The organism is Verrucomicrobiota bacterium, assembly GCA_016871495.1.
In the GTDB taxonomy this organism is placed as follows: Bacteria; Verrucomicrobiota; Verrucomicrobiia; order Limisphaerales; family VHDF01; genus VHDF01.
Genome location: VHDF01000047.1, coordinates 1 through 26,020 on the forward strand (window position 1 = coordinate 1; position 26,020 = coordinate 26,020).

Sequence of the window (26,020 nt, forward strand, 5' to 3'; positions counted from 1 at the left end):
GATTGCAGCGTCGCCACCAAGGCGAGGGTGTTTCCGGAGAGTTTGTTGGTGAGCCCAAAGGTCACCGTGATGGTTTCTCCGTTTTCGACGATGGCATTGGCGGCTCCGCAGCCGCTTTGGGCGGATATGTGAGCCACGTCGAAAGGTCTTGGGTTGAATGAAGTTGCGCTGGCGGAGCTGGTGGAGCCCACAGCAAATACGGCCATCATTAAGGCCGCGAGCCATTGCCAGGCACGACTCCTTTGCCTAGGCACGGTATAGGTATCGCGTTTCATGGGGTCTATTGTGTGTCTGTTCATGGTTTTGTCGTATTGGCTATGGGTAAATTCATTTAAGCGCGGCGCCGGTTTTTTGCAACAAAAAGTATTTTGGTTCATGCAGTTCTGTTCGTGACACGTGCCCGATTCCCACCCTCATGGCCCAACCCTTTCGGCCGTCCAAAACGCTTTGCCGACGGCTATAACGACCTTTCGGAGCTGATCCAATCCGCTCCAAACCGTGCTCTTACTGCTGTCGTTTTCTGGGTCGATATCGCGGGCATTCCGTCATCCCGCGACGTTTTTCTACGAGGGTAGAAAAGAGCTAGTCCCGAACAATTGCTGTCAGAGTTACGCATTTTCAATGCTTTGCGCAAGGAAAAAGTGTGCTGCGCCCCAAGGGTCTTTCGGGTGGAGCACCGAAAGAACCGGCCCGCACGATAACGATTAGCATAAGAGATGCCAGGAGCAGGCTTTGGCGCCTGGGTTATCGCCGTGTTCAAATGGACTCGAAGGCCGAGGTTTCCGAGCGAGTCATTCTTCATGGATTTCCGCGCGGCTCGCGAGCTCAGCAGCTTTCATTTTGAATGATCAAGGTAGGGCGCGCACTCCGCTGCGCGCCGAAACCGGGTGTTTCCAAAGGCGGCGCGCACGGAGTGACGCGCCCTACCCACCAAAATGAGAACGACTGTCGCGAGCTTCCTTCATCTTGTCGTTCTTAGTCTCAATCGCGAAAATTCTGAAAGTTGAGAGCAAGCGGAAAGTCCTTTCCTTTCACGGCGGCGATGACGGATTGCAAGTCATCCCTGCTTTTGCCGCTGACTCGAACGGTATCCCCTTGAATCTGTGCGGTGACTTTGAGGCCGAGTTGTCTCACGAAGGTGGCGATTTCCTTGGCAACGGTCGAGTCGAGGCCCTGTTTGATTTTGATGGTTTGGCGCGCGTGACCCAAGGGCGACAGGTCAGGATCCCCTTTGTCCACGTTTTTTGGACTGACGCCTCGTTTGGAGAGTTTGGTCGTGACCATTTCGACGAGCGTTTTCATTTTGTAGGCATCGAGAGCGGTCAAGTGGATCTCATTTTTCTCCAGATTGATCTCGGCCGGGCTGTCTTTGAAATCGAAGCGCGTGGCGAGTTCTTTGCGCGCCTGGTTGACGGCGTTCTCGATTTCCATGGAGTTGACTTCTGAAACAATGTCGAAGGTGGGCATAGGCGTTTAGCGGCGTTGAGGTTTGGAGAGATAGCCGTTGGTGGAAAACCAAGCAATCGCATCTTCGAAAGCTTGGCGCGGGGAGGTTTGGGGCATGCCTAATTCCTGGATGGCTTTGGCGGGGTTGAAGTACATCTTGTATCGAGCCATCTTCACACCCGCCAGGGGTGCTCGTGGCGGGGTGCCGGTAAGCCAGGAAAGGCTCTCGTTGCAGAGGGCGGCGGCGTAGGCAAGGGCGTATGGAATGCGAAATAGTGGCGCTTTCGACCCCCCAATCTCAGCGATGAGCTTCAGCGTCTCGCCCATGCTCCAGTTGCCTTGTGCGTTCCCGAGGATATAGCGTTCTCCAATACGTCCTTTCGACGCGGCGAGGATATGGCCGCAGGCCACGTCGCGCACGTGAACCCAGTTTAATCCGGTGTCGAGAAAGGCCGGCATGCGTCCGGAGAGGAGATCCACGATAACCTGGCCTGTCGGCGTGGGTTTGGCGTCACGCGGACCGATCGGGGCGCTGGGATTGACGATCACCACGGGAACTCCTTGTTGCGCCATGTTCAGCGCCACACCCTCGGCTTTCCATTTCGATCTTTTGTAGTGATTGGACATTTGCGATTCGCTCACCGGAGCTGTTTCGTCGGTCGGTTGGACGGGATTTTTACCGTCTTGCGGAAGACCGATGCAGCCCACGGTGCTGGTATAAACGACACGCGAGCATCCGGCCATCCGGGCGGCATTCAAAACATTTCGCGTTCCTTCGACGTTGTCTTCATACATCGGGGCGTAGTCGCGCAGCCACAAGTGGTAACTGGCGGCGGTGTGAAAACACCACTCGCTTCCCCGCAACGCGCGCTCCAGGCCGGGACGATTGCGGATGTCTCCCTCCACGATTTCGCAGTCCAAGCCGTCCAGCCCGAGGCGAAGGCTGTTCTTGCGGCAGAGCGCCTTGACTTCATGTCCGGCGCGGAGGAGCTCGGCCACGAGATTGGATCCGACGAAGCCTGAAGCTCCTGTCACGAAACACTTCATGCGTCGATTCTGAAGGGTCGGACAGGTGAAGGAAAGCGCGCGGTGCATCGGTATTGCCAGGTCCGCCGGGAGCGATCACATTCCTTCCGATCCGGACAAGCTCATCGATTTTCATTTGAAGACGCTGTTGCGCTCGTGTGGGATTAACCCGGCCGGCATCATTAACTCGCAAAGCCCATGAAAAGTTCGTTCCTACTCATCGTTCGTCACGTCACTGTGATGCTGGCCGTCATGGCGGGGGTTCTGAGTGCCCTGGCCGCCGAACCGCTCCGCGTTTTCATCCGCGGGGGGCAGTCGAACCGGGGCCAGGAGGTTCACGCTCATCCGCGATTCCTTGGAGAGTGGACTCAACTCTTGACCGGGCGCGGCATGAAGGTGGAAGGCGCCATGGAGCTGCCCACCGCCGAGCAGTTGGAGCGAACGGACGTGTTGGTGATGTATGCGCAGGAGGGGGGCGATGTTCCGGAGGAGAAACGGCCGGGATTGGAGGCGTTCCTAAAGCGGGGTGGAGGCTTGGTCGTGCTGCACACAGCCACAGTGCCGCTCAACAAACCGGGGCATTCCGCTTACTTGAAATCGGTGATCGGGGGGTCTTGGGTCTGGAACCAGACCAAGTGGCTGGAGGGACCGATGTCGTTTTACTACACCGACCAGACGCATCCGATCACTCGTGGAGCCGCGAACTTTGATCTGAACGACGAAATCTATTACGACATGGATCTGGATCCTTCGATCCGGATTCTCGGAGCGGCCTACACGCCCAACACCAGGAACGCCCGCCGGAACGATCCGCGGGGCCAGCCCACGGGCGGGAAGGTCACGGTTTACGATATTCAGCCCCAGATGTGGACGTTCGAAAGGACGCTGGAAGGGGGGAAGCCGTACCGGGCGTTCGTCTCGATTCCCGGTCATCAGTTCCGCACCTTTCATCTTCCGCATTATCGCGCGGTGCTGCTCCGGGGCATTGCTTGGGCGGGGAAGCGGGAGGCCTTGGATGCTTTCGCCAAGCCGGAGGAGCTGGCGTCCTTGAGATATCCCGAGGGGGGGCCCTCGTTGCCCGCCAAATCCAAGGCGCAGCTTGATTTGCATCCGGAATTCGAAATGTCCCTTGTGGCGGCGGAACCCTTGATCAACAAGCCCATGAACATCGATTGGGATGAGAAGGGCCGTCTTTGGGTGGCGGAGACTCCGGAATATCCGGACGGGCGCTATGCGAACGGTCCGGCGGATCTGGTCCAGCAGTGGACGGAAGGCCGTTTGAACGAGGAGACCCGGCGGTATGAACGTCCGGCCTACGATAAGATTTCGATTTTGACGGACTCCGACGGTGACGGGCTCATGGATCGCAAGCAGATCTTCCATGAGGGCCTTGAATTGGTGACCAGCTTGGTCCTGCACAAGGACGGGGTGATTGTGTCCCAGGCGCCTGACGTTTTATTTTTGCGCGACACGAACGGTGACGGGCGGGCGGATGTGGTTGAAAAGCTTTATACGGGATTGGGCGTTCAGGACACCCACGCTGTTCTCAATAATTTGCGGTGGGGGTTTGACGGCTGGATTTACGGCACGCATGGCTACAGCGCGGGCAAGGTGAAGTCCGGTGATGGCAGCAAGGAATATGGAACCATCGGTTCCGGCGTGGTGAGGTTCAAACCGGATGGTTCCGCGTTCGAGCAGTTTTCCTCCAAAGGGGGTAATACCTGGGGTTTGCAGATGGCGTGGGACCATGAGGTCTTTTGGACGCAGCCCACGAGCGGGGATCTGTTGATGCACGTCGTCATGAGTGAGGCCCAGGTGGCGGGGAGCAAGACACCGGGCCTGACTTCGTTCAAAGTCGTGAGCAAGAGTATTCAGACTTTCCCGCTCATTCCCTACGAACAACTGCCTTACGTACAGATCGATTTAGTGGGTCGTTTCACCGCGGCGGCGGGCACGGTGATTTATGGAGGGGGTGCCTGGCCGACCCGTTGGAATCAGGCTTATCTGACGACGGAGCCCACGATCAACATCGTGCATCACCAGCACGTGCGACCCGAGGGTGTGAGCTATGCGGCAAGCCGCGAAACGGGCAGGGAATCGGTGGAGTTCATCGGAGGCAAGGATATGTGGTTCCGGCCGATCGAAGTCCGCACCGGTCCGGATGGTGCGGTCTACGTGGTCGATTTTTACAATCAGGCGGTGATTCACAACGACACGCGCGGACCTAAACATGGTCCGAAGAACGCTGCGGTGCGTCCCGACCGGGACCACTATTACGGCCGGATCTGGAGGGTGCATCACAAGGAATCCAGGAAACTGGAGGCGGCCAAGCTGGAAGGGGTAGGGGGCCGCGAGCTGGCGCGGGCTTTGGAACACCCCAATGACCATACGCGCATGAACGCCGTGCGGCTCCTGGTTGAGAAGGGATTGGAGGATGGGGGAGAGCTGGCCCGGATCGTGGCTGGGGAAAAACCCGCGCACGCCAAGGTGGGGGCGCTTTGGGCCCTGGCCCGGCTCGGCAGGCTTGGCCCTTCCACCGTTTCCCAAGCCGCACGAGACGGTTCTGCCGCGGTAAGGAGGAACGCGCTCATGGCGGCGGCGGGAAGCGCATCGGGTGCTCTCGTGCGGTCCGCCCTCAAGTCGGAAAGCCTGCGATTGGCCGGGGAGTCGGACCGGTCGGTCGCGTTGCAAGCGCTGCTGGCGCTGGCTGAGTTCGATCTGAGTGCCGAAGAAGCAGTTTCGCTGGTCCGGATGTATCCCGGGATCGCGGATGCCCATGTGAGAGCCGCATTCATGAGAGCGGCGCATCGTTCGCCCGCAGCGTTCCTGGACGCGGCGTTCGCATCGAGCGATGCGGGAAAACTGGGTCCGATGGTCAATGCCCTGACCTCGACGCTGGTGGGAGCGAAGCCCGAGGAAGCGGCGAAGCTTGCGATTCTGGTGTCGAAGAAGGGTGAGGATCGAAATGCGAGCAAGAAGACCATTCTGGACAGTTTGGCGGCGTCCTCCTCGGCCCCTCCGGCTTGGACATCCGAACTGAAGGACGCCTTGCGGGCGCTGTTGCGTTCCGCGGATCTCCAAGTCGCGGCCGCGGCCTTGCCGGTGGCGGTTCGATGGGATGAAGGCAACACCTTGAGCAAGGAAACGAGGCAGGTGGGCGGCAAACTGATGGATCGACTCTCGGCGTCGGGCGCAAGTGTGGAGTCCCGCGTCGAGAGCGCGCGCATTCTGCTGTCCACGCGCAAGATCAACGAGGGCATCCTTGGAAGGTTAGGATCCGTTTTGTCAGAGGGCACGGGCCCGTTACAAATGCAGTTGATCGAGGTTTTGGGGGGCTTGCAGGACGCTGAAGCGGGCTCCTTGTTGGTGAGTGTGCTGCCGAAGCTGGGCGGGGAGGGGCAAGCGGCGGCCGTGAGCCAGATTTTAAAGCGCGCTCCTTGGTCCCTGGCCTTGGTGCAGGCTTTGGACTCGGGTGCGGTCCGCTACGAAATTCTCGGGCCCGCCAACGCTTATCGGCTTCGCCAGCATCCGGACAATCAGGTGGCCGAGAGGGCGGCCGCCGTGATCGCCAGGCTGCGCGGGCCTGAGATGAAGGAAAAGGATGCGTTGATCGCCCGATTCGTGAAGGAAGTTGAGAAACCGGGCAATACCGCCAAAGGGAAGGAACTGTTCAACGTCAACTGCGGGGTTTGCCATCAGTTCGGGGGGGGAGGCAAGTACGTGGGGCCTCCTTTGGACGGCATTGGAGCGCATGGACCGTCGGAATTGCTGGTCCACATTCTGGATCCCAATCGAGAAGTTGATTTGAGTTTCACAGCGTGGAGCATCGAGACGAAGGACGGGGAATCTTTGCAGGGGGTGATCGCGCGGGAAAACAACGCGATGATCGCACTGCGAGACGCGTCCGGGGAGAGGGAAGTGCCCAAGACCACGGTCGCTTCGAGGAGGAATACGGGTCGTTCTTTGATGCCGGAAGGTTTTGAGGCACTCGGCGAGGAAGGACTGCGCGACCTGTTAGCCTACATGTCGGCGGGAGAGAACCGCTATCGTTTCGTGGACCTGTTGGGCGCTTACACTGCGGACAGCCGCAGGGGCATGTATCGCACCGTGCAATCCGACGTGGAACGGCTGCACCTTACGAAACGGGGCGCCGTGGTCGCGCACGGTATTCCCTTCCGGATCTCGGAGCCGGGCCGGCATCGACAAGGATACGACGTGGTCGTGTTGAAGGGAGGGGCGGGAAGAGAGATGTTTTCGAGAACGCTGCCGCAAAAAGTGGAGGCGAAGGTGGTATTGCCGGCGCGCCAACTGCACTTTCTGGGGGGCATTGCCGGCTGGGGATATCCGGCGATCGCAGAGAAACTTCCGGCCCTGAAAGCCAGCGTGCGGTATGCGAGCGGCAGCACGGAATCGTTCACCCTGCACAATGCGGTGGAGTTTGCGGACTACAACAAGGTTGTGGAGGTGCCGGGATCCAAGCTGGTGCGGGGATTGACGGAAGGGGATCAACTGCGGCTGCATTCGTTGAAGCTGGGACGGAACGAGGTCGTGGATTCCCTCACGCTCGAGAGTTTCAACAACGACGTGGCAGCGACGCTGGTGGCGATCACGGCGGATCTGAGCGACCAGGCTGTGCCCGGCCTTGAGGCGGTGACCCGGGGGGCGGCGGCGGCCCCTCCAGAGGCATTGAAGTGGGAAGCGGGAACCCGGGCGCTGCTGGTGGGAGGGGGCAGTTCCCATGATTTCCATCGCTTTTTCAACCTTGCGGATGTGCAGACTTTGAAGGAGGCCGGTCTGAGCGTGAATTACACGGAGCGCGCGGAGGTTACCGCCGCGGAGCTTGGGAAGGTGGAGGTGGTGGTCTTAAGCGTGAACAGCGCGGGCTGGGATTCGCCGGACGTGCGACGGGAGCTCTTCGCGTTCGCGGGCAGGGGTAAAGGGATTGTGCTGCTGCATGCGGGGGTTTGGTTGAATTATCCCCGATGGCCGGAGTACAATCGGTCGATCGTCGGAGGCGCTTCACGCGGACACGACCGGCTGGGGGAGTTCGGGGTGAAGATCCTGAACGAGGCGCATCCCATCACCCGCGGCGTCTCCAAGGAATTCAGACTGGTCGACGAACTTTATTACTTCGAACCGGATCCTCAGGGATCTCCGATCGAGATTCTGGCGGAGACCACTCCCAGCGAAAAATTCAAGAAACCACATCCGAGTGTCTGGATCGTGAAACATGATCAGGCTCGCATCGCGGGCATTGCCCTGGGACACGATGGACGGGCTCACAGCCACGAGGACTTTAAGAAACTGCTGATCAACGCGGTCCGCTGGGCGGCCAAGCGCTAGCCCGGATAATCCATACTGAGCTTGAATCCGCGACAGTACGCCGCGTGAGGGCACGCGGCCTACCATCGCGACTGCCTCCGTGTTTGTAGGCCCGGTGTCCTCACCGGGCGTCCCGTGCATGAAATTTCCGGGCTAGGCATCCCGTTGGAAAGTCCAGGGCTTGCCGAAAACGGTTTCGGCGAGCCCGCATTTGCGTTGAGCTCCGGCGATCTCCTCCTCGAGCGGGTCTCCGGTCCGGTCGGGAGTTAAAGAGACCACGATGACATCGGGGCGGGCCATGCCCCGCAGGGCGGCAACCCGAGCCAAATGCCGGCGGTCCAGTCCGTCGGCGACCCGAAGGAGGGCCGCGAGGGTGCGGACGTGGTCTTGTTGGACCGGATCGAGGCGCGCGAACGGTTCATGGTCGCGGCTCGGCTCGGCTTTGCGGTGGTAGCGGGCGATAAGGGAAAACACTTCGATTTCGAAAACGGTCCAGTGTTGCCAGGCAAATTCACGGATGAGGCGGGCGGAGGCTTTGTGATGTCCGCCGCCGTCGGGGCATTCGGACCAGCCGATGTCGTGGAGGAGTGCAGCGGCCTCGAGCCATTCGGGCGCCGCAGGTGTCAGGCGGGGGAGCGGAGGTTCGGCACGCAGGGACTGCCAGAGTTGACAGCACAAGCGAGCCACCTGCTCGACGTGGGCGGGTTCGGCTTCGCGGGCCGCCAGCAACGCGGCGACTTCCGCACGGCGGCGAGTGTCCTGGATCATCATCGGAGAAGAGCGCCGAAGCGAAGTCCGCGCGTGCTCGGACGGAGTTCCGTCACCTCGAAGGCGTCGAGAACGGCGAGCATGATGGCGGCCCCGAAGAGGATGACGTCGGCGCGATTCGGCGGGAGTCCAGGCAGGAGGCGCCGTTCGGCGAGCGAGAGCTGCCAGAGCGACGCGCAACGGGAGCGAAGGGCGGAACGCGTCAGAACACATTGCTCGATCCGATCGCGATCGAAGGACTCCAGGGAAAGCTCGAGGCACGCGAGCAGCGCCGCGGTGCCACCCGTGGCGATCCAAGGGCAGGGGCCGGAGATCGAGTCGAGTTGCGGGCGCAGCGAGGGGGCGACCTGCTTTTGCAGAAAGTGATGGAGTTGCTCCTGGCAGGCATGGAGTTCGCCGTGCGCGGGGGGATCCGAGACCACGGCGGATTCCATGGTGCGAACCGTTCCAAGCGGGAAGCTTTGCCGGTATGGGATCGATTCGGGGATGCCGAGAATGAATTCAGTGCTTCCGCCGCCGACATCGAGGATCAATCGCCGGTCAGGCAGGATGGCCGGGGAAGTGCCCACGCCCAGGAACGCCAGATCCGCCTCTTCTTCTCCGGAAAGAATTTGAACGGGGCGGCCGGTCGCCTGAAGGACCGCTTCGAGCAGGAGCTCGGGATTAAGAGCCTCCCGCACGGCGCTGGTGGCGACAAGAATGACCTCTTCGGCGTGGTGTTCGCGGGCGAGTCGGAAGAAGTCGCGGCAAGTCTGGGCGGTTGCGGCCACCGGCTCCGTTTGGAGCAGGCGATGGGTGTAGAATCCGCGGCCGAGACGCGTTTGGATTCCGCGTTCGAGGACGGGGGTGAGGCGGGAGTGAGCGCGGTCCAAGTCCGCGACGAGGAGTTTGACGGAATTGGTTCCGATGTCGATGACGGCGCGGCGCATGAGCCAGTCGAGGGGGTCGGGAAAGAGGAAGCGACCTTGAGGCGGCTGATTAGCGCGTGCGTTGCCGGGCCAGGACGGCACCGCCGGTGATTCCGGCGCCGTCGCCCAGGCTGGAGGCTTCGATGGCGATGCCCTTGCAGGTGCCAGGCATGGCATAGTCTTTGGCCGTTTCGACGATGATGGCCATCATTTCGTCCGCGAGTTGTTCGATGACGCCTCCGCCGAGGACCACGACTTCGGGATTGAGCAGGTTGATGATATTGGCGACGGCGATGCCGATGTATTCAGCCGCCTCTTCGATGACTTTCTGGACGAAGGTGTCGCCGCGTTTGAGGGCTTTGCGAAGATCGCCGCTGCGGAGGTCTTCGAGGTCGGCGCCGAGCAATTCCGTGAGCACGGTTTTCTGCCCGCCTTTGACGGCGGCTTGGATGCGACGGAAGATGGCGGACCGGCTGGCCAGGGCCTCGAAACATCCTTTGCTGCCGCAACCACATTTGGGTCCGCCCACCTCCAGCACCATGTGGCCGATTTCGCCGGCGGTGCGGTTGAACCCCGAGTAGAGTTTGCCGTCGAGAATCCAGCCTGCGCCGATGCCGGTTCCGATGAAGATGCCGAAAAGGTTCTTGGCCTTGCCTCCGTATTCGGCCTCGCTGACGCCGAGAGTGCAGATATTGCAATCGTTCTCGAGGAAAACGGGGATTTGCAGGCGCTTTTCGAGCAGCTTGGCCAAGGGGAGCTTTTCCCAGCCGAGATTGGGGGCGAAAAGGACTTCGCCTTCCTCGGGATCGACCGCACCCGGAGCTCCCAGGCCGATGCCGCGAATGTTCTTCTTTTGAAGATCGCACTCGTCGATGACGTCTTCCACGCACTTGGCGATTCGACTGATGACTTCTTCAGGGCCGCGTTCGGCCTTGGTGCTGAGCTTGGAGCGCCCCAGGCACTTGAGCTGAGGTTGGAACACGCCCGCCAGGATTTTGGTCCCGCCCAGATCGACACCGACGAAATAGTCTCCTTTGGGATTAGGGTCGGCCATGGAGGTGGGAGTTCAGGCGGCAAGGACGTCCTGGATACGAGAGCGCAATTCAACACTGATCTCTTCCGAACCTCGATGACCATCGATCATGGTAAATCCGTAGAGCGCCTGGAGTCGCTTGAACTGGTCGCGCATCAAGCCCTGGTATTTCAAGAAACTATCGAACATGTCGGTCGCCAGCCCGAGGTCCATGCCGCTTTCCCAATAAGTGAGGGCGTGATTCTTGGCGAAATTGCGCTGGACGAGTTCCTCGGGAGAGACGTTCAGGTAAAAGATTGCGTCAGGCGCGAGGGCCATGCCGTAGAGGTTCTTGAGCCAGGCTTCATCCATGCCCCGGACGAGGTCCCGCGCCATCAGGGTATAGATGTATCGGTCGGCCAGGACAACAAAGCCCGCCCGGAGGGAAGGGAGGATGACGTTCTCGAGCTGGTCTGCAAAATCGGTCGCGTAGAACAAGCTCATGGTGGTATGGCTGAGGATGTTCCCGTTCTGAGCTTGTTGCAGTTCCTCACTGACCAACGTGGATCGTTTGAGGCCGACCTGGACGGTGGCATGGCCGCAGCCTTCGAGCCAATCCACGAGGCGGGAGATCTGGGTGGATCGTCCGGATCCGTCGGCGCCTTCCACGACCACCAATTTCCCGACGAGTTCCTCCAAGTTGACCCCGGGGATGCCCTGGCCGAAAAACCGTTTGCGACTGGGGCGGGGAATGAGCACCTCGGCGGCCGGGCGCGAGGCCTTGCTCGAGACTTTGCGCGGGGCGGGGTTGGGGCGGGGCATAGGCGAGCGGGCGATCGATTATCGGCGGAAAGAGTCGAGGTCCAGGCGGTCGGAGACGAGCTTGCGCGCCAAGGCCTGCTGGGGTTCGACGGCTTGGTTGGCATCGATGATGTGAAAGCCGAATTCGGTGCTCATGGCGAGGTACTGTTCGAGCAGGCGCCCCTGAAAAATCCGAAAACTTTCGTAGGGATCCTGGGACAGGCGCAAGTCCATGCCCGCCTCGAAATATTTGAGTTCGGGGCGACCGTCCAAGATACGGCGGAGGGAGACGTTCAAATTGGCTTTGAAGAGAAAGACGATGTCGGGCAACGCGGCGAAGCTATAGAGCTCACGCACCCAACCGGGCTCGCAGCCGCGGACGACATCGCGGGCGAACGCCGTAAAAATGTAGCGGTCGCACAGAACCAAGTAACCGGCCCGGAGGAGCGGAACGACTTGCCGGTCGTAACGGTCGGCAAAGTCGGTGGCATGGATGAGGCTGAACGTGGTCGGGGTCAGCAGCTCTCGCTTCTTGCCTTTGCTCGTCGCGCTCTTGACCAAGATCGACGAGTTCCACGCCGTGAAGAATACTTTGAGGCCGCGCTGTTCAAACCAGCGTTTGAGCAGGTGGATTTGGGTGGACTTGCCGGAACCGTCGATGCCCTCGACGGCGATCAACCGGCCAGGAAAACCCAACTGGGCAAACGTCTTCATCCGATCCGATGGAGGCATGTTCAGAGCGTCCACCACCGCCACACGAGACGGAGTCGGCGGACGCGTCCAAGGTTCGAGGAGCGGTGTGGGAAAGACAATGCTTTTGTCGCGATTCAACCTCCGCGGAGACCGGCGAGAGCGGCCATCAGCGCCATGGAGACATGCACGACGAAGGCAATGAAGTTTCGGATCCAGGGAATTTGCATGACGACAATGATGATGAAGAATCCGTATTGGCTGAAGCGCAGGAAGGTTTCATCACTCATGCGAATCGCATTGCGAAGCAAGTGGGATCCATCGAGCGGAGGGACGGGAAGCAGGTTAAAAAAGCAGAGGAGGGTGCTCAGGTAGGCCATGTCCATCAGAACACTGAAGGCTTTGGGGGAACCGGCGATTTGGCTGCCTTTGGCCAGCAGCACGAGCAGGAAGGCGAGCACAAGATTCATGGCGGGCCCCGCGGCCGTGACCAGCGAGTCATGCCAGCGGGGGTTGGAAAAGGCGCTTCGATCGACGGGCACGGGCTTCGCCCATCCAAAAAAGAAGCCGACTCCGCCAGCCGAAGCGCTCAGTGCGATGGCGATCAAGGGTATGATCACGGTTCCCAGCGGATCGATATGAACCACGGGGTTGAGGGAAATACGCCCGAGATCGCGGGCCGTTCGATCACCCAGTTTCCAGGCTGTCCACGCATGCGCGAATTCATGAAAGGTCAGCAGGATGACAAAGTAGATGTAGTGGAGTAATCCGTTGACCAGTGTGTGGGTTTCCATGGGCGCGGACGGTACCCCGCACGACCCGCGGACGGTAAAGCCAAAAGTGGCGAATGCTTAGGGGGCCGGTGCCTCCCGATGTTGCCGGTGATGCAGGTAGGGCGCGTCCGTCCCGGCGCGCCGCCGGAGCATGATGTTTTGCATCCCGTGGGCGGCGGGCTGGGACAGGCCCGCCCTACCAACAACCTCTGGATGCACCCCCTATGGAGGCGGATCCGCCAGGGGATTGCGAATGCGAGGGTCGGGAAAGTGATGGAGACTTGCCCGCCGCCAGCGCCGGGGTGCGAGGCTTCGGGGCAACTGCCGTGTCCCAGGTTAACGAGAGGGGCGTGGGCGATAGGCGGATTTGACCTGAACCACATAGTCCCGCAGGGCGGCTTCAAAATCAGGCAAGTCGAAGAGCGGATGCCCAATCGCCACGAGCTGGGCACCCATGGAAGCGGCCTTGCATGCATCGGCGGGGCCAAAAGTCCCGATTCCCACGGGGACAGGAACCACTTCCAAGACTCCTTCGAGCCATTGGGTGCCGTCTCGTGAAGGATCTCGCCGCCATTGATCGGCGGCATAGTGCAGATAAATCCAATCGACACCCCAGCTGGCGCAGGCCAGGGACCTGGCGATGGGATCCTTCACGCCGATGGTATCCACGACCACCTTGATGCCCGTCGCGCGCCCTTCCTTCACCGCCGCGCGCACGGTTTCGTCCGCCGCATTGGCGCAGACGGTCATGTAGTGTCCCTTTTGTTTCTGGGTCAGGAGCACGTTCTTCCCCCCTGAATCCATCGTCTTGTAGTCCGCAAGAATCGGAAAACTTGGAAAGGCCTCGGCCAGACCAAGGATCGCGCGGGCGCCTTCGGCCACGATCAAGGGAGTTCCGGCTTCGAGGATGTCCACACCGACGCGAGCGCCGATTTCGGCCATGCGAAGGGCTTGGTCGAGGGTGGGAAAATCAAGAGCCAACTGGACCAGAGGATAGGTGGGATCGGAGGGCATAGGGTTGTCGGGACCCTATAAAGAGGCTCCCAACTTCGCCAGACTTTCCTCCATGGTCTTATCCATGGCGGCGCCGCCGCCGGTCGACGGTCGCTGCGCGGAAGCGTGCCGGATCAGACGCTCGTGGATGCTCGCTTCAGAGGCATTTTGCGAGCGCGTCGCCGCTGGCGGTGGTGAGGGCCACATAAACCTTGCCGTCGCGGGACCAGGTGGAGGTGTTCCATTCGCCCACCCGGGCGGACAAGGGGGCGGAGCCGGGATCGTCGAGGATCACGCTTCGATCGACGGCGAGCACATGGACGACCTGGCCGGTCGTGTCCGGGACGAAGCAAACCAGTGTGGCGGTGGCTCCATGCCAGGCGAAGCTCTTGCAACCATAGGTGCGGCTCGCCTCGAGGATGCTCGAGACTTGGAGTTTCAAGGCGGGTGACTTGGCCTCGAGCCAGGATTGAAGCTTGGAAAAATCCCGGTCGGCCAAGTCGAAGGTGCGATCCCACTTTTCATCCATGAAGCGGACCATGTCCTGGCGAAAGGCGGCGAAAGTTTGGGGACTGCGCGATGGGCGCGAGAGGAAGAACAGCCCGGCGCCCACAGCCAGAACGAGGAACGCGGCAGCCCACGCGAGAGCGAACCGCCGATGCCATGGCACCGGGATGCGGGACACGGCGTGCCCGGCGCGAATCCGCTCCACCAAGCCTTCGGGCATGGGAATGGATTGCAATTTGGAAGCGATGTCACGATCGAACTGCTGCAGGGAATCGAACCAGCGGGCAAGTTCGGGGTTGGTTTCGAGTTCACGACGCGCCTCGGCCAGTTTAGGGTCGGACTCGGTCGACTCGTTGGAGCGGGAGGCGTTGAGGATAAATTTGGCTTCGTCGATGTTCATGGTCAGCCCTGCGCCCGGCGGGCGGATTGAGGCAATGGGACGATTTTGCAGTGGGCTGGGGATTCGACCAGCAATTGCCGGAGTTGGTCCTTTCCCCGTGAGAGACGGGACATCACGGTGCCGGTCGGCACGTCGAGGGCTTCCGCGATTTCGCGGTAGGAAAAATCCTCGAGGTAAAACATGGCCAAAGGAACGCGGTAATGTTCATCCACGCGTTGCAGGGCGGACATCACAGTTTGGGCATCCACGTGGTTGAACATGGAGGGTTCCCATCGGGGCAAGTTCGGCCTCGATCTGCTGGTTTTCGTGATAGCTGATTCGGGAACCCTGGCGCTCACGCCGAAGGAACTCGCGGTGAAGCGTGGTGAAAAGCCAGGACTTGACGCGCGAAAGATCGCGCAATTGATGTCCTTTTGAAGCCCAGAGGTAGCACGTCTCCTGCGTCAGATCCGCCGCCACAGACTCGTTGCGGGACAAACTCAAGGCGAAACGATAGAGCGAGGGGTAAAACCGCTCGATCGAAGTGACGTCCGCCGGAGTGTCCATGCCTGGGTCAGAGGTCCCGGAGGCAGGCCTTATTCCAAAAAAACTGACGGAAAAGGCTTCAATCCGAGCCGAACGAAGTTGCCGACAAAGACTCTTTCGGAGCGTGGTGGGCGGCGTAATTCCAGAACGAACGGTCCATGGCGGCCACTTTGGGCCGAATCCAAGGGGCATGCCCGAACCAGATCGAGAGCGCTTGACTGGCCCGGTCAGGAGGAGTTTGGAGCACCGCGAATTGGTAGAGGGCGGAGACCAGACCGGAACGATCCGCGCCACCATCACAATGGATGAGGACAGGCTTGGGAACGTCCTGGAGCAGTTTCACCAGTTCGTCCATGCGCTCCCGCGACAGCTCATCACCGGACCCCATGCGCCAGTCGAAATGAGCCAGGCCGAGGCGGGACGCGGTTTGGATTTGATCTTGATACCATCGCTCGCCGGGGTTTCCGCCTCGCAGGTTGACGATGCTCCGGAACCCCCACCGCGATGAGGCGCGCTCGAGCTGGCCGGGATCGAGCTGGCCTGACCGATACGCCAAGCCTTCCCGGATCACGTGGAGATTTCCGGTTTGGACGGCGTAAGCGGCATAGCCTCCCACAGCGGCAAGAAAGGCCAGGAGTAACGCCAAGGCCGCCTGTTTGCGGAAAAACCGGCGGATCAAGGCCACGCCCAGGAACCGAGATGGGCCGGAAGTCACGGGAGAGTCCGGCCGGGAAAGTCCCCGCCAGCCCGGGATCGGATCACGACGCGAGGACGCGGTGCCCGGAAGGGGGGAGTGGCCGCAAGGCAAAACCTCGGGATGACATTCTGGATCCACGTTCTTCATCACGCGCAGGAAGGATAGCTGCGTCACGAGCTGAATGCCACGCGGAAGTTTGTGAAAAACGCTTGAAAACGAGGAAACACCCATGGGTTCACCGCCAAAGTGCCGCGGGAACAAACCGTGGCCGCCGTGATGAAAGATTGGGATCGCAATCCTTTCGATTCGAAATCCCGCGGGAGGTTTGCACTCTGTCCGCTTCGGCGTTAGGTTGGGGTCATGGCGGAGCCCAAGAAAAAGCAAGGCGCCCCCTCCGGTTCGGCGTCGCCGACCCTCGAGGAATTGGAGAAGCTCTCCACGTTGCAACTCCTGGATTGGCTGGCAATGCGGGGCGGAGGCCGCGCCTGGTCCCCTTCCGAGTATGCCTTCGTCCGGGACCGCATCGCGGGTTTGGAGGAAATGAACGATCAAGCCAGGCAGGCGATCGAGAAACTGGACGCGGCGGTCGATCAGCTCAGAGCCCCCGCTCTCCGCGCGGGCACATTCCTCGAGAGTTTGGGACCGAAAGAAGCCCTGGTCTGCGTCGGAGGATCTGATTACCTCTGCCAAGTGGATCCAGACATCGCCGCCCAGGGACTGCAAATCGGGGAGCGCGTGCTCTGCAATCAAGCTTTTGCGGTGGTGCGAGCCCTGGGATTTGACCGTTCGGGCCCGATCGTTCGCGTGGAGGACGTGCTCTCGGACGGACGCCTCCGCATTGGCCAGGACGCGACCGGCCCGCAGACCGTGGTGGTGAGATCCGCGCTGTTATCCAAGGACAAGATCAAGCCGGGCGTGGAGATCCGGCTGGATCCGTTTCAACGGGTGGCGTTGGAGGTGGTGGGCGTCTCGAAGCGGATTCATCGCGTGCTGGAGTCTGTTCCGGAAATTCCCTGGAGCGCGATCGGCGGGCAGGAGGAAGCGGTTTCGGCCATTCGGGACGCGATGGAAATGCCGTTCCTGCACCGCGATTTGTTCAAGGCGTTCGACCACGCGGTTCCGAAGGGCTTTCTCCTCTATGGACCTCCCGGCTGCGGCAAGACGCTTTTGGGGAAGGCGGCGGCCTACAATCTGCGCCGCCAGCATCAAGCGAGAACGGGGCAGGATCGACCCGAATTTTTTCTGCATATCAAGGGCCCGGAGATCCTGAACATGTGGGTGGGGGAGTCCGAACGGCAAGTGAGGGATCTCTTCGCTCAGTGCCGGGAGAAAGCGCGGGAGGGTGCGCTCGCGTTCTTGTTCATCGACGAAGCCGAGTCGCTGCTGGGCACGCGGCACGGCGGCCGTTTTCATCACATGTCCAGCACCATGGTCCCGATGTTCTGCGCGGAAATGGACGGCCTGGAACCGTTGCAGAATGTGGTCGTGATGCTGGCTTCGAACCGGGCGGATCTCATCGACCCGGCCATTCTGCGACCGGGCCGGGTCGACCGGAAGATTCGCGTGCGGCGGCCGGACGAGGCCGGCGCTCGGGCTATTTATGCGCTCTACCTCAAGGAGGGCTTGCCGCTGGCCGAGCCGAGGGAGGTCCTGGCCGCGGCGGCGGCGGAGTGCCAGTTCGCGCGGACGGAAAGCCGTGAATTCCTTGAGGTGACTTATCGCAGCGGACGGCGTGACGTGTTGTATCAGGGAGACCTGGCCAGCGGCGCCATCATTGCGGCCATCGTCGAGCGAGCCAAAGGCGCGGCCATCAAGCGCTCCGTGGAACTCGGTGTCGTGTCTCCTTTGACCCGGGAAGATCTGCTGCAAAGCCTCGACCGCGAGTATGGTGAGAACGATTTGTTCCCCGCGAACGATCTGACGGAGGACTGGCTGAAATTGACTGATTTCGACCCTCACAACGTGGTGAGGCTGGGTCCGGTGCGCCCACGCGGAGCAACCGAGCTTACGGTCAGCGTGGTGTGAGGGAGTCTTCATGGAGTCGCCCATCCCGATCCTGATCGGAGTGGAAACGGAGTACGGGATCCATGTCGAGCGCTCCGAAGGAGAGGGCGAGCCCGATGTGGTGGCGGATTCGATCGCGCTGGTGCGCTGCGCGTCCGAACCCGGGGTCTGGATGGTGTGGGATTATTCGGCGGAGGATCCGCACCGGGATGCGCGAGGGTTTCACGTCGATCAACTGCGGCAGGACACCGACGAAGCCGCTTATGTCGATCAAGACGCGCGACGCGAGCTTTCCTACGTGGAGGTGAAAAGCGATCTCGCGCTGAGCAACGGCGGGCGTTTCTACAACGATCACGCGCATCCCGAATTCTGCACCCCGGAATGCGCAACTCCTGGAGAATTGGCCCAACAGGACCGGGCCGGCGAATGGCTGGTCCGAAATTGTGCGCGCACTCTCGGCGGCAAGCTCGGAAGGCCGGTGCGGATTTACAAGAACAACACGGACTTTCAGGGACACAGTTACGGCTGCCACGAGAACTATTTGCTGCCCCGCGCCCTGCCCTGGGAAAAACTGGCGCGAGCGATGCAGGCTTTCCTGGTCACGCGGCAGATTTACGCCGGGGCCGGAAAATTCGGCTGGGAGGCGGAGGATCGCTTTCTCGAGTCCCATTTTCAGATCAGCCAAAGAGCGGATTTTTTCTCCGAGCTCCAGAGTGTGGACACCATGCAGCGGCGGCCCTTGATCAACACCCGGGACGAGCCGCACGCGAACCCGAGTCTTTACCGCCGGTTCCATGTCATCCTGGGCGATGCCAACATGTCTCCCTTCGCGACGCGGCTGAAGGTCGGCGCCACCGCCCTGGTTCTGGAAGCGGCGGCGCGCGCGCCGGATCTTGATTGGCCGGTCCTCGAACACCCGCTGGAAGCAGTGCGGTCCATTTCCCGGGATCCGGATTTCGCCTGGAAGGTGCGTTGCGAGCGGAACCGCTTCGCTTCAGCCCTGGAGGTGCAGTCCTGGTATCTGGAGATGGCGGGCCGCTGGTGCAACACCGCGGAATCGTGGAAGACGGCGCTGATGTCGGATTGGGCCCAGGTGATGAAGGACCTGGCCGAGGATCCTTTTCGTTGCCGCCACCGGCTGGATTGGCCGGCGAAATTGCATTGGATCCGACGGTTTCAGAGGGACGAAGGCTTGTCTGATTCCGACCCCTGGCTGCGCAGTCTCGATTTGCAATATCACCTGCTGGATCCGGCGGAAGGGTTGTTTGCCGCGCTGGAGAGCTCGGGCGAGATGGAAGCCGGGGAGCCGGACGAAGCTTCTGCCCGAGCGCTCCGATCTCCGCCCGCCATCACCCGCGCCGCCGTGCGTGGAAAGTTGATCGAGAAATTCCCCGCGCGGGTTCTGGCCGCGCAGTGGGACCACGTGCTGCTGGAAGGCAAGGCAGGCGTGGTCCGGGTGGATCTGACGGATTTGTTCGCCCCGGACGACATTTCGCGCTATCTTCAGCGCATTGAAGCGGCCCGCGCAGTGGACGACTTGCGGGGGTTGGACGATTGACGCAAACCGGAGCGGATGGAGAATACGTTATGCCCGATTCAGCTCAAAAGCAGCGGCCCGCCGGACCCGGCGGGGGAGGGGAGGGGGGCGGTTCCGAGCCCTCCGCGCCCAAGGTGGACAAGCCCAATGTGGACGACCTGCTCAAGAAAATGAAGAAGGTTGATCCCGATCAGGCGCGCCGTTATCGGCAAAGGACCGGCGAATGAGCGCCGACACCGTGGCGGGCGACTTTTTGTCGCTGCTCGCGGCCCGGCGCATCGAACCTCTGCGAGCCGAGTCGGGGACGCACGCGCCGCCCTACACGGAGGGCACCACCGTCTTTGCTTTTCATTGCGCCGAAGGCGTCCTGGTGGCGGGTGATCGCCGGGCCACGGCGGGCAACTGGATCGTGACGGACCGGATCGAGAAGATCATCGAAGTGGACGATGCTTCTTTGCTGGCGATCGCCGGAGCGCCCGCGATCGCGTTCGAGATGGCCAGGGTGTTGCAAACCTCCTTCGAGTATTACCGACGCAGCCAGTTGCAACCGCTCAGCTTGGCCGCCAAGGTCCGTGCCTTGGCGCGTTTGTTGCGTGAGAATCTGCCCATGACCCTTCAAGGGGTGGGCGTGGTCATGCCGCTGTTCGCGGCCTGCGATCCGAAAGATCCGCAAGGGCCGCCGCGCATTTTCTTCTACGATCCGCTGGGGGCTCAATTCCAGGCCGTGGACTTCGCGGCCTCTGGTTCAGGTTCGGGCACCATCCGCAGCATCCTGGATTACCAGTCCCGATTTGGAGTGCCCAAACCTTCCGCGCTGGGTCGTGTCGAGGCGACGGTGCTGGCTTTACGGCTCCTGGCGGTCGCGGCGGCGCATGACTCCGCGACGGGAGGCGTGCAGCCGGGCATCAGCCACTTCGCGACCTTGCGCCTGCTGGCCCGCGGGCGGATCGAAACCATTACCGAGGCGGAACAGCGCGCCGCCTGGGAGCGCGCCGGGATAGACAAAGATCCTCAATTTCCATGATCGAAGAACCCTACCGATGGCTCGAGGCCATCGCCCATCGCCGCGAGTACGTGCGGGACCAAATCCGCACCGCCACTCCGGTGCTGGCGATGAGCCTTCCCGAAGGCGTGCTGATGGTGGCGGCGGGCACAGGACAATCGAAAGTCTTCGAAATCTTCGACCGCCATATCGGTGGCGCCTTCGGCCATCCCGCCGACGTGGAGCGATTGCGGCAGGCGGCGATCGACGCCGCGCATGTGGAGGGATTCACGCGCGCCGCGGAAGATGTCACCTTGCGGCGTTTGGTGGGCTTCGGGTTGGGACCGCTCGTGAAGTCACAGTTCGAACACGTCTATGGAGCCCCTATCCTGGCGGAATGGCTTTTCGCCGAAGCGGGAACATCTCCGGCCGAAGACGTGCTCATGCGGCTTCATTTCCATGGCGCCTTTCGCATGTGCGACGGAGGTGTGGGCGTGGCTGCTCCTGACCCGGACAAGGAACGTCTGGCCGAACAATGGATCCGTGAAGAGGCGCCGGGGCGGCGTGGACTCGAAGCGGCGTCCCGCCTTCTGCTCCAAGCCTGGTGGCTGCTCGAGGCTGGAAAACCCCTGGGGACGGGCCGTCCCGATGAAGGGGCGCGGGAAGAGGGCTGGCGTCAGGCGACCCGTGACAAAGTCTTGGAGTTAGCGCTCCTGGAGCGAGCTTCGACGAGGCGGTCCAAGGTTCGTTGGCTGACGCCCGGCGAAGCGGGTTTGGCATGAACCGGATCGTCGGATTGGAGACGGAGTATGGCTGCCTGACGACAGATCCCGCCGGGTCGCCGCCGGTGGTGGCGAGAACCCGCAATTGGATCTTCGAGAATCACCGCCTCGGATTGGCGGACGTGCATCAGCGCGATTGGGATGAACCGGCCGGCAACGGCGGATTCCTTTTCAACGGAGGGCGAGCCTACGTCGATATGGGGCATATGGAGTATTGCACCCCCGAATGCCAATCGCTGCGCGATTTGATTGCATTCGACCGGGCCGGAGACCGCATGCTTCATCACGCGATTCAGGGGCTGGGCTTGTCGAGCCTGGCGGGTTTCATTCGCAACAACGTGGATCACTACTCCGGGGCGACGTTCGGCTGTCATGAGAATTATCTGGTCCGGCGCGGGGCGCCTCTGAATGACCGCACCATCTATGCTTTGCTGGGCTTCTTGACGCTGCGGGTGCTCTATACCGGGGCGGGGCGGGTGGGCGGGATGTCGCATGGCGATGTCTCGCTGAGGACGGAAGCTCCGGGTGCGTCAGAAATCCCCACCCCGGTGTTCCAAATCAGCCAGCGGGCGGATTACATTAACAACGACCTGTTCGAATGGGTGCAGTTCAACCGGGCGATCATCAACACCCGCGATGAACCCCTGGCAGATCCCAGCCGATTCCGCAGACTGCACCTGATCCATGGGGACAGCAATGTGCTGCCCTTCGCCCTCTTCCTCAAAGCGGGGACGACTTCTTTGGTGCTGGATCTGCTCGAAATCGATCAGATCCCCACCCTCAGCCTTGCCGACGCCGTGGCGTCGTTCCGGGAAATCTCCGTCAGGCCACACGGGCCCTGGAATGTGCGAACGGAAGAAACCGGTGAAACACCGGCGCTCGATCTGCTCCGAAAGTATTGGGAGGCAGCGCATCGATTCTTCGCGCGCCGGGATCGCGAGACGGACGACGTGCTCGAAGCCTGGGGGCAGACTCTGGACGCTCTCCAGCGCAATCCCGAAGAACTCGTGGGACGCGTTGATTGGATCACCAAACAGTGGTTGTTGCGTCAGTTTGTGGAACACGAAGGCGTGCCATGGAACGATCCGGTCCTGCGCTCCCTGGATCTCGAGTACCATCATCTGGATCCGAAACGGGGACTGGGATTGGCGTCGGAAACACCCGATCCGCGCTGGACGCCGCAGGAGACTGAAATTGAACAGGCGCTGAACCATCCACCCGCGAATACGCGTGCCTCCATTCGGTCCCGCGTCATGGACTCGCTCCGGAGGGCCGATCGATCGTACTGCGTCGATTGGGAGGTGATCGATGCGGACGGCCTCCCATCGCTGCACATGATCAATCCGTTCGACTCGGACTCTTCGGCGGCGCAACGCTGGCTGCAGAGTTGGACGGTTTCGCCGGCTCCGGCGCGGCCGGCGCGGCCGGGGCCGGAACCCCTTGTGTAAGCTGCGCCAGTTGGAGCAATAGAATTTCGAGTTCGCCGAGGTACTCGGCCTCGGTCGGGAAGCTCGCCTTGCGCTCCCGCAAGGATTCCACCGCTTCCTCGAGCTCCTGCACCCGGCGCTTGGTTTCGGCAGGCAGGGCGTCGATTTCCGAAGAAGGAAAAAAGAACAATCGATGAGCGAGCGCGCCGTCGAGGACCGCGTCCTTTTCCTTCGTTTGGGGACGGACTCCCTTGAACTTCGAGCCGGGTGTGCCCACACCGTCGCCGTTATCATCGAACAAGGCGTGTTCCGTGGCCAAACGCCCGGCGGCACGATATTCCTCCTCAACCGCGGCGGTCGCGGCCAGGAATGCTTCCAACGCTGAGATGCGGCGATCCTTGTCGCGATCGCTCCGCACATCCGCCAGCAGGAGTGGAAAATGGGTTCCAAACCGGGTGGCGTTGCGTTCCTGAGCGCTGCGAGTCGCGGTGATCACCACGCGGTTCGTGCCCGAGAGGGCGCGCACAAAGGGCGCGCTCGCGGGCGCGGAATTCACGATGCACAGGGGACGCGTGAAGGGCTTGAGCCAGAGCGCAAGCTCGTCCGAACTGAAGTCCGGTCCGTCCAAATTGAACCTCGCGGTGCGTCCGTCATGGGTTCCATGCCCCAGCAACACCAGCCACAAAGGCGAATTTTCCGCGTCGTTTCGCGGCAGGTTCTCCAGGATTCCCTGCAACGCAGATTTAGGCGAAGCAGAACCGGGAGAGGGCTCGAGGCCCACAGAAGCAACGCGAAATCCCGCCGCGCGGCCGTGCTCCAAAAGGCGCCGTCCGGATTCGGCGAAGGCCTCGCCAAACTCCGCGTCGCCGGCCGCACCCACCACCACGATCAGATCACCGTTCGGGGTCTTGGGCGGGACCGCGCTGAACGCCCCGAGTTCGGTCAAGGCGGCCCACATCAGAACGAGCCTGAGAGCAAGACGCATCATGCCATGCCACTCCTTCGTCGCAGGCCCCATTCAATGACCCACAAAGCCAAGGCCAAACCAAAAACCCAGCCGCGGTGCCAGAGCGGTTCGATCCAAGGCTCGCTGATCGGAGCCTTGCGGTTCGGCATCGATTGAGCCCAGGACTCCAAATCGCCAGCCTCCACCATCGCCCCGCCGGTGGCCTGAGCGAGCGCCTCGAGCAAGGGCTTGTTCGGCTGCAAGGACCGGAATTCGTCCGCCGCCGGGTCCGACGTCCAGCCCCCTTCGGCTTGTCCGATCTCAGCGCCGGCGTCATTGGTGGCCACCACCTGGACTCGGTAACCGCCCGGCCAGCGCGGAAGAAAGGTGGATTCGTAGACGCCAGGCTCACGCGCCGACGGGTCCAGAGATAATCGGAAAGACTCAACACGATTGGTTCCCGAACCCTCTTGAGGAAGCGGCTGCACGGTGGCGAGGACCGAGGCGTTGTCCAATGGCTGGAATGCCTTGTCCTTGATCTGAGCCCGCACTTTCACCGCCGGTTCGCTGTCCTCGAGCTGCGGTTGCAATTCGACGGAGACCTGGGTGGCGGAGTCGGTCACGAGCCAGCGCGCGAGCTGTCGCCAGGTTTTGGCCATCTCTTTCTGAGCGTCAGGGTGACGCATGCCCCAGCGCCAGTAGTCGCCCACCGTCATGGCAGCGGTCCGTCCGTGGCCGTAACGTTGCACGACCAAGGCGGGGAGGGGAGTGCCACTCGCGGCCTTCAAGACGGCCATCACGCTGGCGCCGGGCTTCACCCCCTCCAGGCGATTCACCACTTGGAACGGAGGCATGGCGGCGACGCGCTCCTGCTCGGCGTTCTCCGTCGCGTGCGTGCGCATCCACGGCTGCAACACGCCCTCACGGGTCAATTCCCACCGGTAGCCCGGCTCCAACGGCGTGCGTGACACCCGATCGAGATAAAGCGGCAGCATTTCCGAGACGGGAGTTCGTTGATACTTCCCGTCCTGGAGCGAGTCCGCCCCGCCGAGCATCAGAAATCCCCCGCCGCGTTCGGAGACGAACTTTTGCAGCAGCGTCAATTGTTCGCGGGTGAAGAAACCCGACTCCAAATCGTCCACGATGACCGCTTCATACTCGTAAAGCTCCTCGGCGGTTTTCGGGAACCCGCCTTTCAACTCCTGTTTGTCGCGGGTATTGAGCCGGATGAGGACGGGTTGATCATAACGTTCGGTCTCCTCCTGGTCTTGGTTCCCGAAGCCACGATAAAGTGGATTGCTCGTTTCGCCAGGCCGTCCCAGAAAATCGAATTTCGGTTCCCGGCGAGCGATGCGGATGATCGCCACCAAATCGAGCTCGTGATCGTCATCCAGAGCTCGGTTCAGAAATTTGTATTCCCAATTGGGGCGGCCCGAGACGTAGAGAATGCGGTGCATGCCCCGTCCGCGGTCGATGGCGACGGTGCGGCGATTGTTCAACAGCGTGGCCTCGCTCCCGGCCCCACCGCTCTCCGCCGACGCCTCCAGCTTGAAGAAACTCACGCCGGACTTCACCGGTCGAAAACGAAAGGTGACCGGAACGACAGGTTGTCCGCTGGGAACCGTGATCGTTTGAGTCTGGTCGGGGGTTGGCAGCCTCGCCAGCTCGTTGGTGGAGGGAGACCGGCCGGGCCGGGCGGGCGGCGCGGCGCGGGCCACGGTTGCAGGTTCCGCGATTTCCACCAGTGTGACCTTGATTTTCTCGCCCGCGAATCCCTGCACTCGGATTTCGGCCTCCACGGACGAGGGCGCGTCCTCGAACACGCTCTGCGTGGTCTTGACGCGGTCTATCGACATGTCCCGCAGCGCCGAGCCCGATCCGACTGCCAGCGGAAAAATCGGCGGAAGCGACTTGAGCTCCTCGGGGGTGAGCGCCGCGTCGGTGGCGTTGCCGTCGCTGAGGAGCAACACGCCCGCCAGCGGTTGGGATTTGAAGCGCGCGGCCAGGCCCTTCAACGCCTGGTGCAAGGCGGAAGACGGACCTTGAAAATCGAGCTCGCCGAAATCGCGCGAGGCCTGCAGGCGTTCGTCGAAGTAATAACGCCGGACTTCAAACGAAGAGGAAAGGGTATCCCGCCAAGCCCGCTTCTCTCCGCGCAAAAACTCCATCACATGCTGCCCGCGGCTGCGCGCGTCCCCTCGATCGTGAATCTGCAGTCCCTGGCTGTTGTCCGCCAGCACCACGAAATAATTCTGGCCGGTTTTGGCTCGCTGCCGCACCGCCTGGGGCTCGAGCACGCAGATCGCGAGCAGCGCGTAGGCCGCCATGCGGAGAAAGAAACAAACGAGCCGTTTGCCAGGAGCCGCCAGAGATTTCCAGTGCGCCCAGAGCGAGAGCAAAAACACCACCAAGCCCAGTCCCAGAACTGGCTGGAGCCATTCCCGCCCCGCGAACGTAACCTCCGGGATCATGCC

The 26,020-nt window shown here is 61.6% G+C and carries 21 protein-coding genes and 1 pseudogene; 7 read left to right on the forward strand and 15 right to left on the reverse strand.

Going from position 1 to position 26,020, the window contains the following annotated elements:
• The 3 genes from FJ404_11555 to FJ404_11565 all read right to left on the reverse strand — a co-directional run.
• Positions 1 to 377: hypothetical protein (locus FJ404_11555; protein MBM3823501.1), on the reverse strand; the 377-nt coding region annotated here is incomplete at its 3' end.
• Between the two features lie 604 nt (positions 378 to 981).
• Entirely contained in the window at positions 982 to 1,467 is a 486-nt protein-coding gene (locus tag FJ404_11560; protein ID MBM3823502.1) for a YajQ family cyclic di-GMP-binding protein, read from the reverse strand.
• 6 nt (positions 1,468 to 1,473) lie between these two features.
• Complete coding sequence (locus FJ404_11565; protein MBM3823503.1) at positions 1,474 to 2,493, reverse strand: NAD-dependent epimerase/dehydratase family protein; 1,020 nt, start codon at positions 2,491 to 2,493, stop codon at positions 1,474 to 1,476.
• Between the two features lie 177 nt (positions 2,494 to 2,670).
• On the opposite strand from FJ404_11565, the gene FJ404_11570 reads away from it, so the two are divergent.
• Positions 2,671 to 7,815, forward strand: a complete 5,145-nt coding sequence (locus tag FJ404_11570) for a c-type cytochrome (GenBank protein ID MBM3823504.1) — start codon at positions 2,671 to 2,673, stop codon at positions 7,813 to 7,815.
• 132 nt (positions 7,816 to 7,947) lie between these two features.
• On the opposite strand, the gene FJ404_11575 is transcribed toward FJ404_11570, so the two are convergent.
• From FJ404_11575 to FJ404_11620, 10 genes and pseudogenes are all read right to left on the reverse strand, one after another.
• A complete protein-coding gene (locus FJ404_11575; GenBank protein MBM3823505.1) occupies positions 7,948 to 8,565 on the reverse strand; it encodes an HD domain-containing protein in 618 nt (205 codons plus the stop codon).
• On the reverse strand, positions 8,562 to 9,647 hold the full coding sequence (locus tag FJ404_11580; protein ID MBM3823506.1) for a hypothetical protein: 1,086 nt from the start codon (positions 9,645 to 9,647) through the stop codon (positions 8,562 to 8,564). Before FJ404_11580 ends, FJ404_11575 begins: the two co-directional genes overlap by 4 nt.
• Positions 9,541 to 10,524 carry an ROK family protein gene (locus FJ404_11585; protein ID MBM3823507.1) on the reverse strand — a complete coding sequence of 328 codons (984 nt, stop codon included), beginning with the start codon at positions 10,522 to 10,524 and terminating at the stop codon, positions 9,541 to 9,543. Before FJ404_11585 ends, FJ404_11580 begins: the two co-directional genes overlap by 107 nt.
• A 12-nt stretch (positions 10,525 to 10,536) precedes the next feature.
• Positions 10,537 to 11,304, reverse strand: coding sequence for a thymidylate kinase (locus FJ404_11590; protein MBM3823508.1), 768 nt, complete (start codon positions 11,302 to 11,304; stop codon positions 10,537 to 10,539).
• Positions 11,305 to 11,322: 18 nt separating this feature from the next.
• Complete coding sequence (locus FJ404_11595; protein MBM3823509.1) at positions 11,323 to 11,997, reverse strand: thymidylate kinase; 675 nt, start codon at positions 11,995 to 11,997, stop codon at positions 11,323 to 11,325.
• 113 nt (positions 11,998 to 12,110) lie between these two features.
• Positions 12,111 to 12,767 carry a site-2 protease family protein gene (locus FJ404_11600; GenBank protein ID MBM3823510.1) on the reverse strand — a complete coding sequence of 219 codons (657 nt, stop codon included), beginning with the start codon at positions 12,765 to 12,767 and terminating at the stop codon, positions 12,111 to 12,113.
• Between the two features lie 315 nt (positions 12,768 to 13,082).
• The gene (locus tag FJ404_11605; GenBank protein ID MBM3823511.1) at positions 13,083 to 13,760 is read right to left on the reverse strand and encodes a hypothetical protein; all 678 of its coding nucleotides are present in this window, start codon (positions 13,758 to 13,760) and stop codon (positions 13,083 to 13,085) included.
• A gap of 136 nt (positions 13,761 to 13,896) precedes the next feature.
• Positions 13,897 to 14,646 (reverse strand): DUF3379 domain-containing protein, encoded by a 750-nt coding sequence (locus FJ404_11610; protein MBM3823512.1) that lies wholly within the window; start codon positions 14,644 to 14,646, stop codon positions 13,897 to 13,899.
• Positions 14,647 to 14,648: 2 nt separating this feature from the next.
• A pseudogene (locus tag FJ404_11615) lies at positions 14,649 to 15,192 on the reverse strand (RNA polymerase sigma factor).
• Between the two features lie 58 nt (positions 15,193 to 15,250).
• Positions 15,251 to 16,099, reverse strand: coding sequence for a hypothetical protein (locus FJ404_11620; protein ID MBM3823513.1), 849 nt, complete (start codon positions 16,097 to 16,099; stop codon positions 15,251 to 15,253).
• A 129-nt stretch (positions 16,100 to 16,228) separates the two neighbouring features.
• Between FJ404_11620 and FJ404_11625 the strand changes: the two genes are divergently transcribed.
• The 6 genes from FJ404_11625 to FJ404_11650 are packed head-to-tail and all read left to right on the forward strand — an operon-like array spanning position 16,229 to position 22,621.
• Positions 16,229 to 17,893, forward strand: a complete 1,665-nt coding sequence (locus FJ404_11625; protein MBM3823514.1) for an AAA family ATPase — start codon at positions 16,229 to 16,231, stop codon at positions 17,891 to 17,893.
• A 10-nt stretch (positions 17,894 to 17,903) separates the two neighbouring features.
• Positions 17,904 to 19,430: a peptidase gene (locus tag FJ404_11630; protein ID MBM3823515.1), complete on the forward strand. Its 1,527-nt coding sequence runs from the start codon at positions 17,904 to 17,906 to the stop codon at positions 19,428 to 19,430.
• 29 nt (positions 19,431 to 19,459) lie between these two features.
• Positions 19,460 to 19,636 carry a ubiquitin-like protein UBact gene (locus tag FJ404_11635; GenBank protein MBM3823516.1) on the forward strand — a complete coding sequence of 59 codons (177 nt, stop codon included), beginning with the start codon at positions 19,460 to 19,462 and terminating at the stop codon, positions 19,634 to 19,636.
• Positions 19,633 to 20,433 (forward strand): proteasome subunit alpha, encoded by an 801-nt coding sequence (locus FJ404_11640; GenBank protein MBM3823517.1) that lies wholly within the window; start codon positions 19,633 to 19,635, stop codon positions 20,431 to 20,433. The genes FJ404_11635 and FJ404_11640 overlap by 4 nt, the downstream gene beginning before the upstream one ends.
• Positions 20,430 to 21,173, forward strand: coding sequence for a hypothetical protein (locus tag FJ404_11645; GenBank protein MBM3823518.1), 744 nt, complete (start codon positions 20,430 to 20,432; stop codon positions 21,171 to 21,173). Before FJ404_11640 ends, FJ404_11645 begins: the two co-directional genes overlap by 4 nt.
• Positions 21,170 to 22,621: a peptidase gene (locus tag FJ404_11650; GenBank protein ID MBM3823519.1), complete on the forward strand. Its 1,452-nt coding sequence runs from the start codon at positions 21,170 to 21,172 to the stop codon at positions 22,619 to 22,621. The genes FJ404_11645 and FJ404_11650 overlap by 4 nt, the downstream gene beginning before the upstream one ends.
• Here FJ404_11650 and FJ404_11655 read toward each other — a convergent pair.
• Positions 22,512 to 23,588 carry a hypothetical protein gene (locus tag FJ404_11655; GenBank protein MBM3823520.1) on the reverse strand — a complete coding sequence of 359 codons (1,077 nt, stop codon included), beginning with the start codon at positions 23,586 to 23,588 and terminating at the stop codon, positions 22,512 to 22,514. The two genes, FJ404_11650 and FJ404_11655, sit on opposite strands and share 110 nt — an antisense overlap.
• Positions 23,585 to 26,017, reverse strand: a complete 2,433-nt coding sequence (locus tag FJ404_11660; GenBank protein MBM3823521.1) for a hypothetical protein — start codon at positions 26,015 to 26,017, stop codon at positions 23,585 to 23,587. Before FJ404_11660 ends, FJ404_11655 begins: the two co-directional genes overlap by 4 nt.
• Between the last annotated feature and the right edge of the window lie 3 nt (positions 26,018 to 26,020).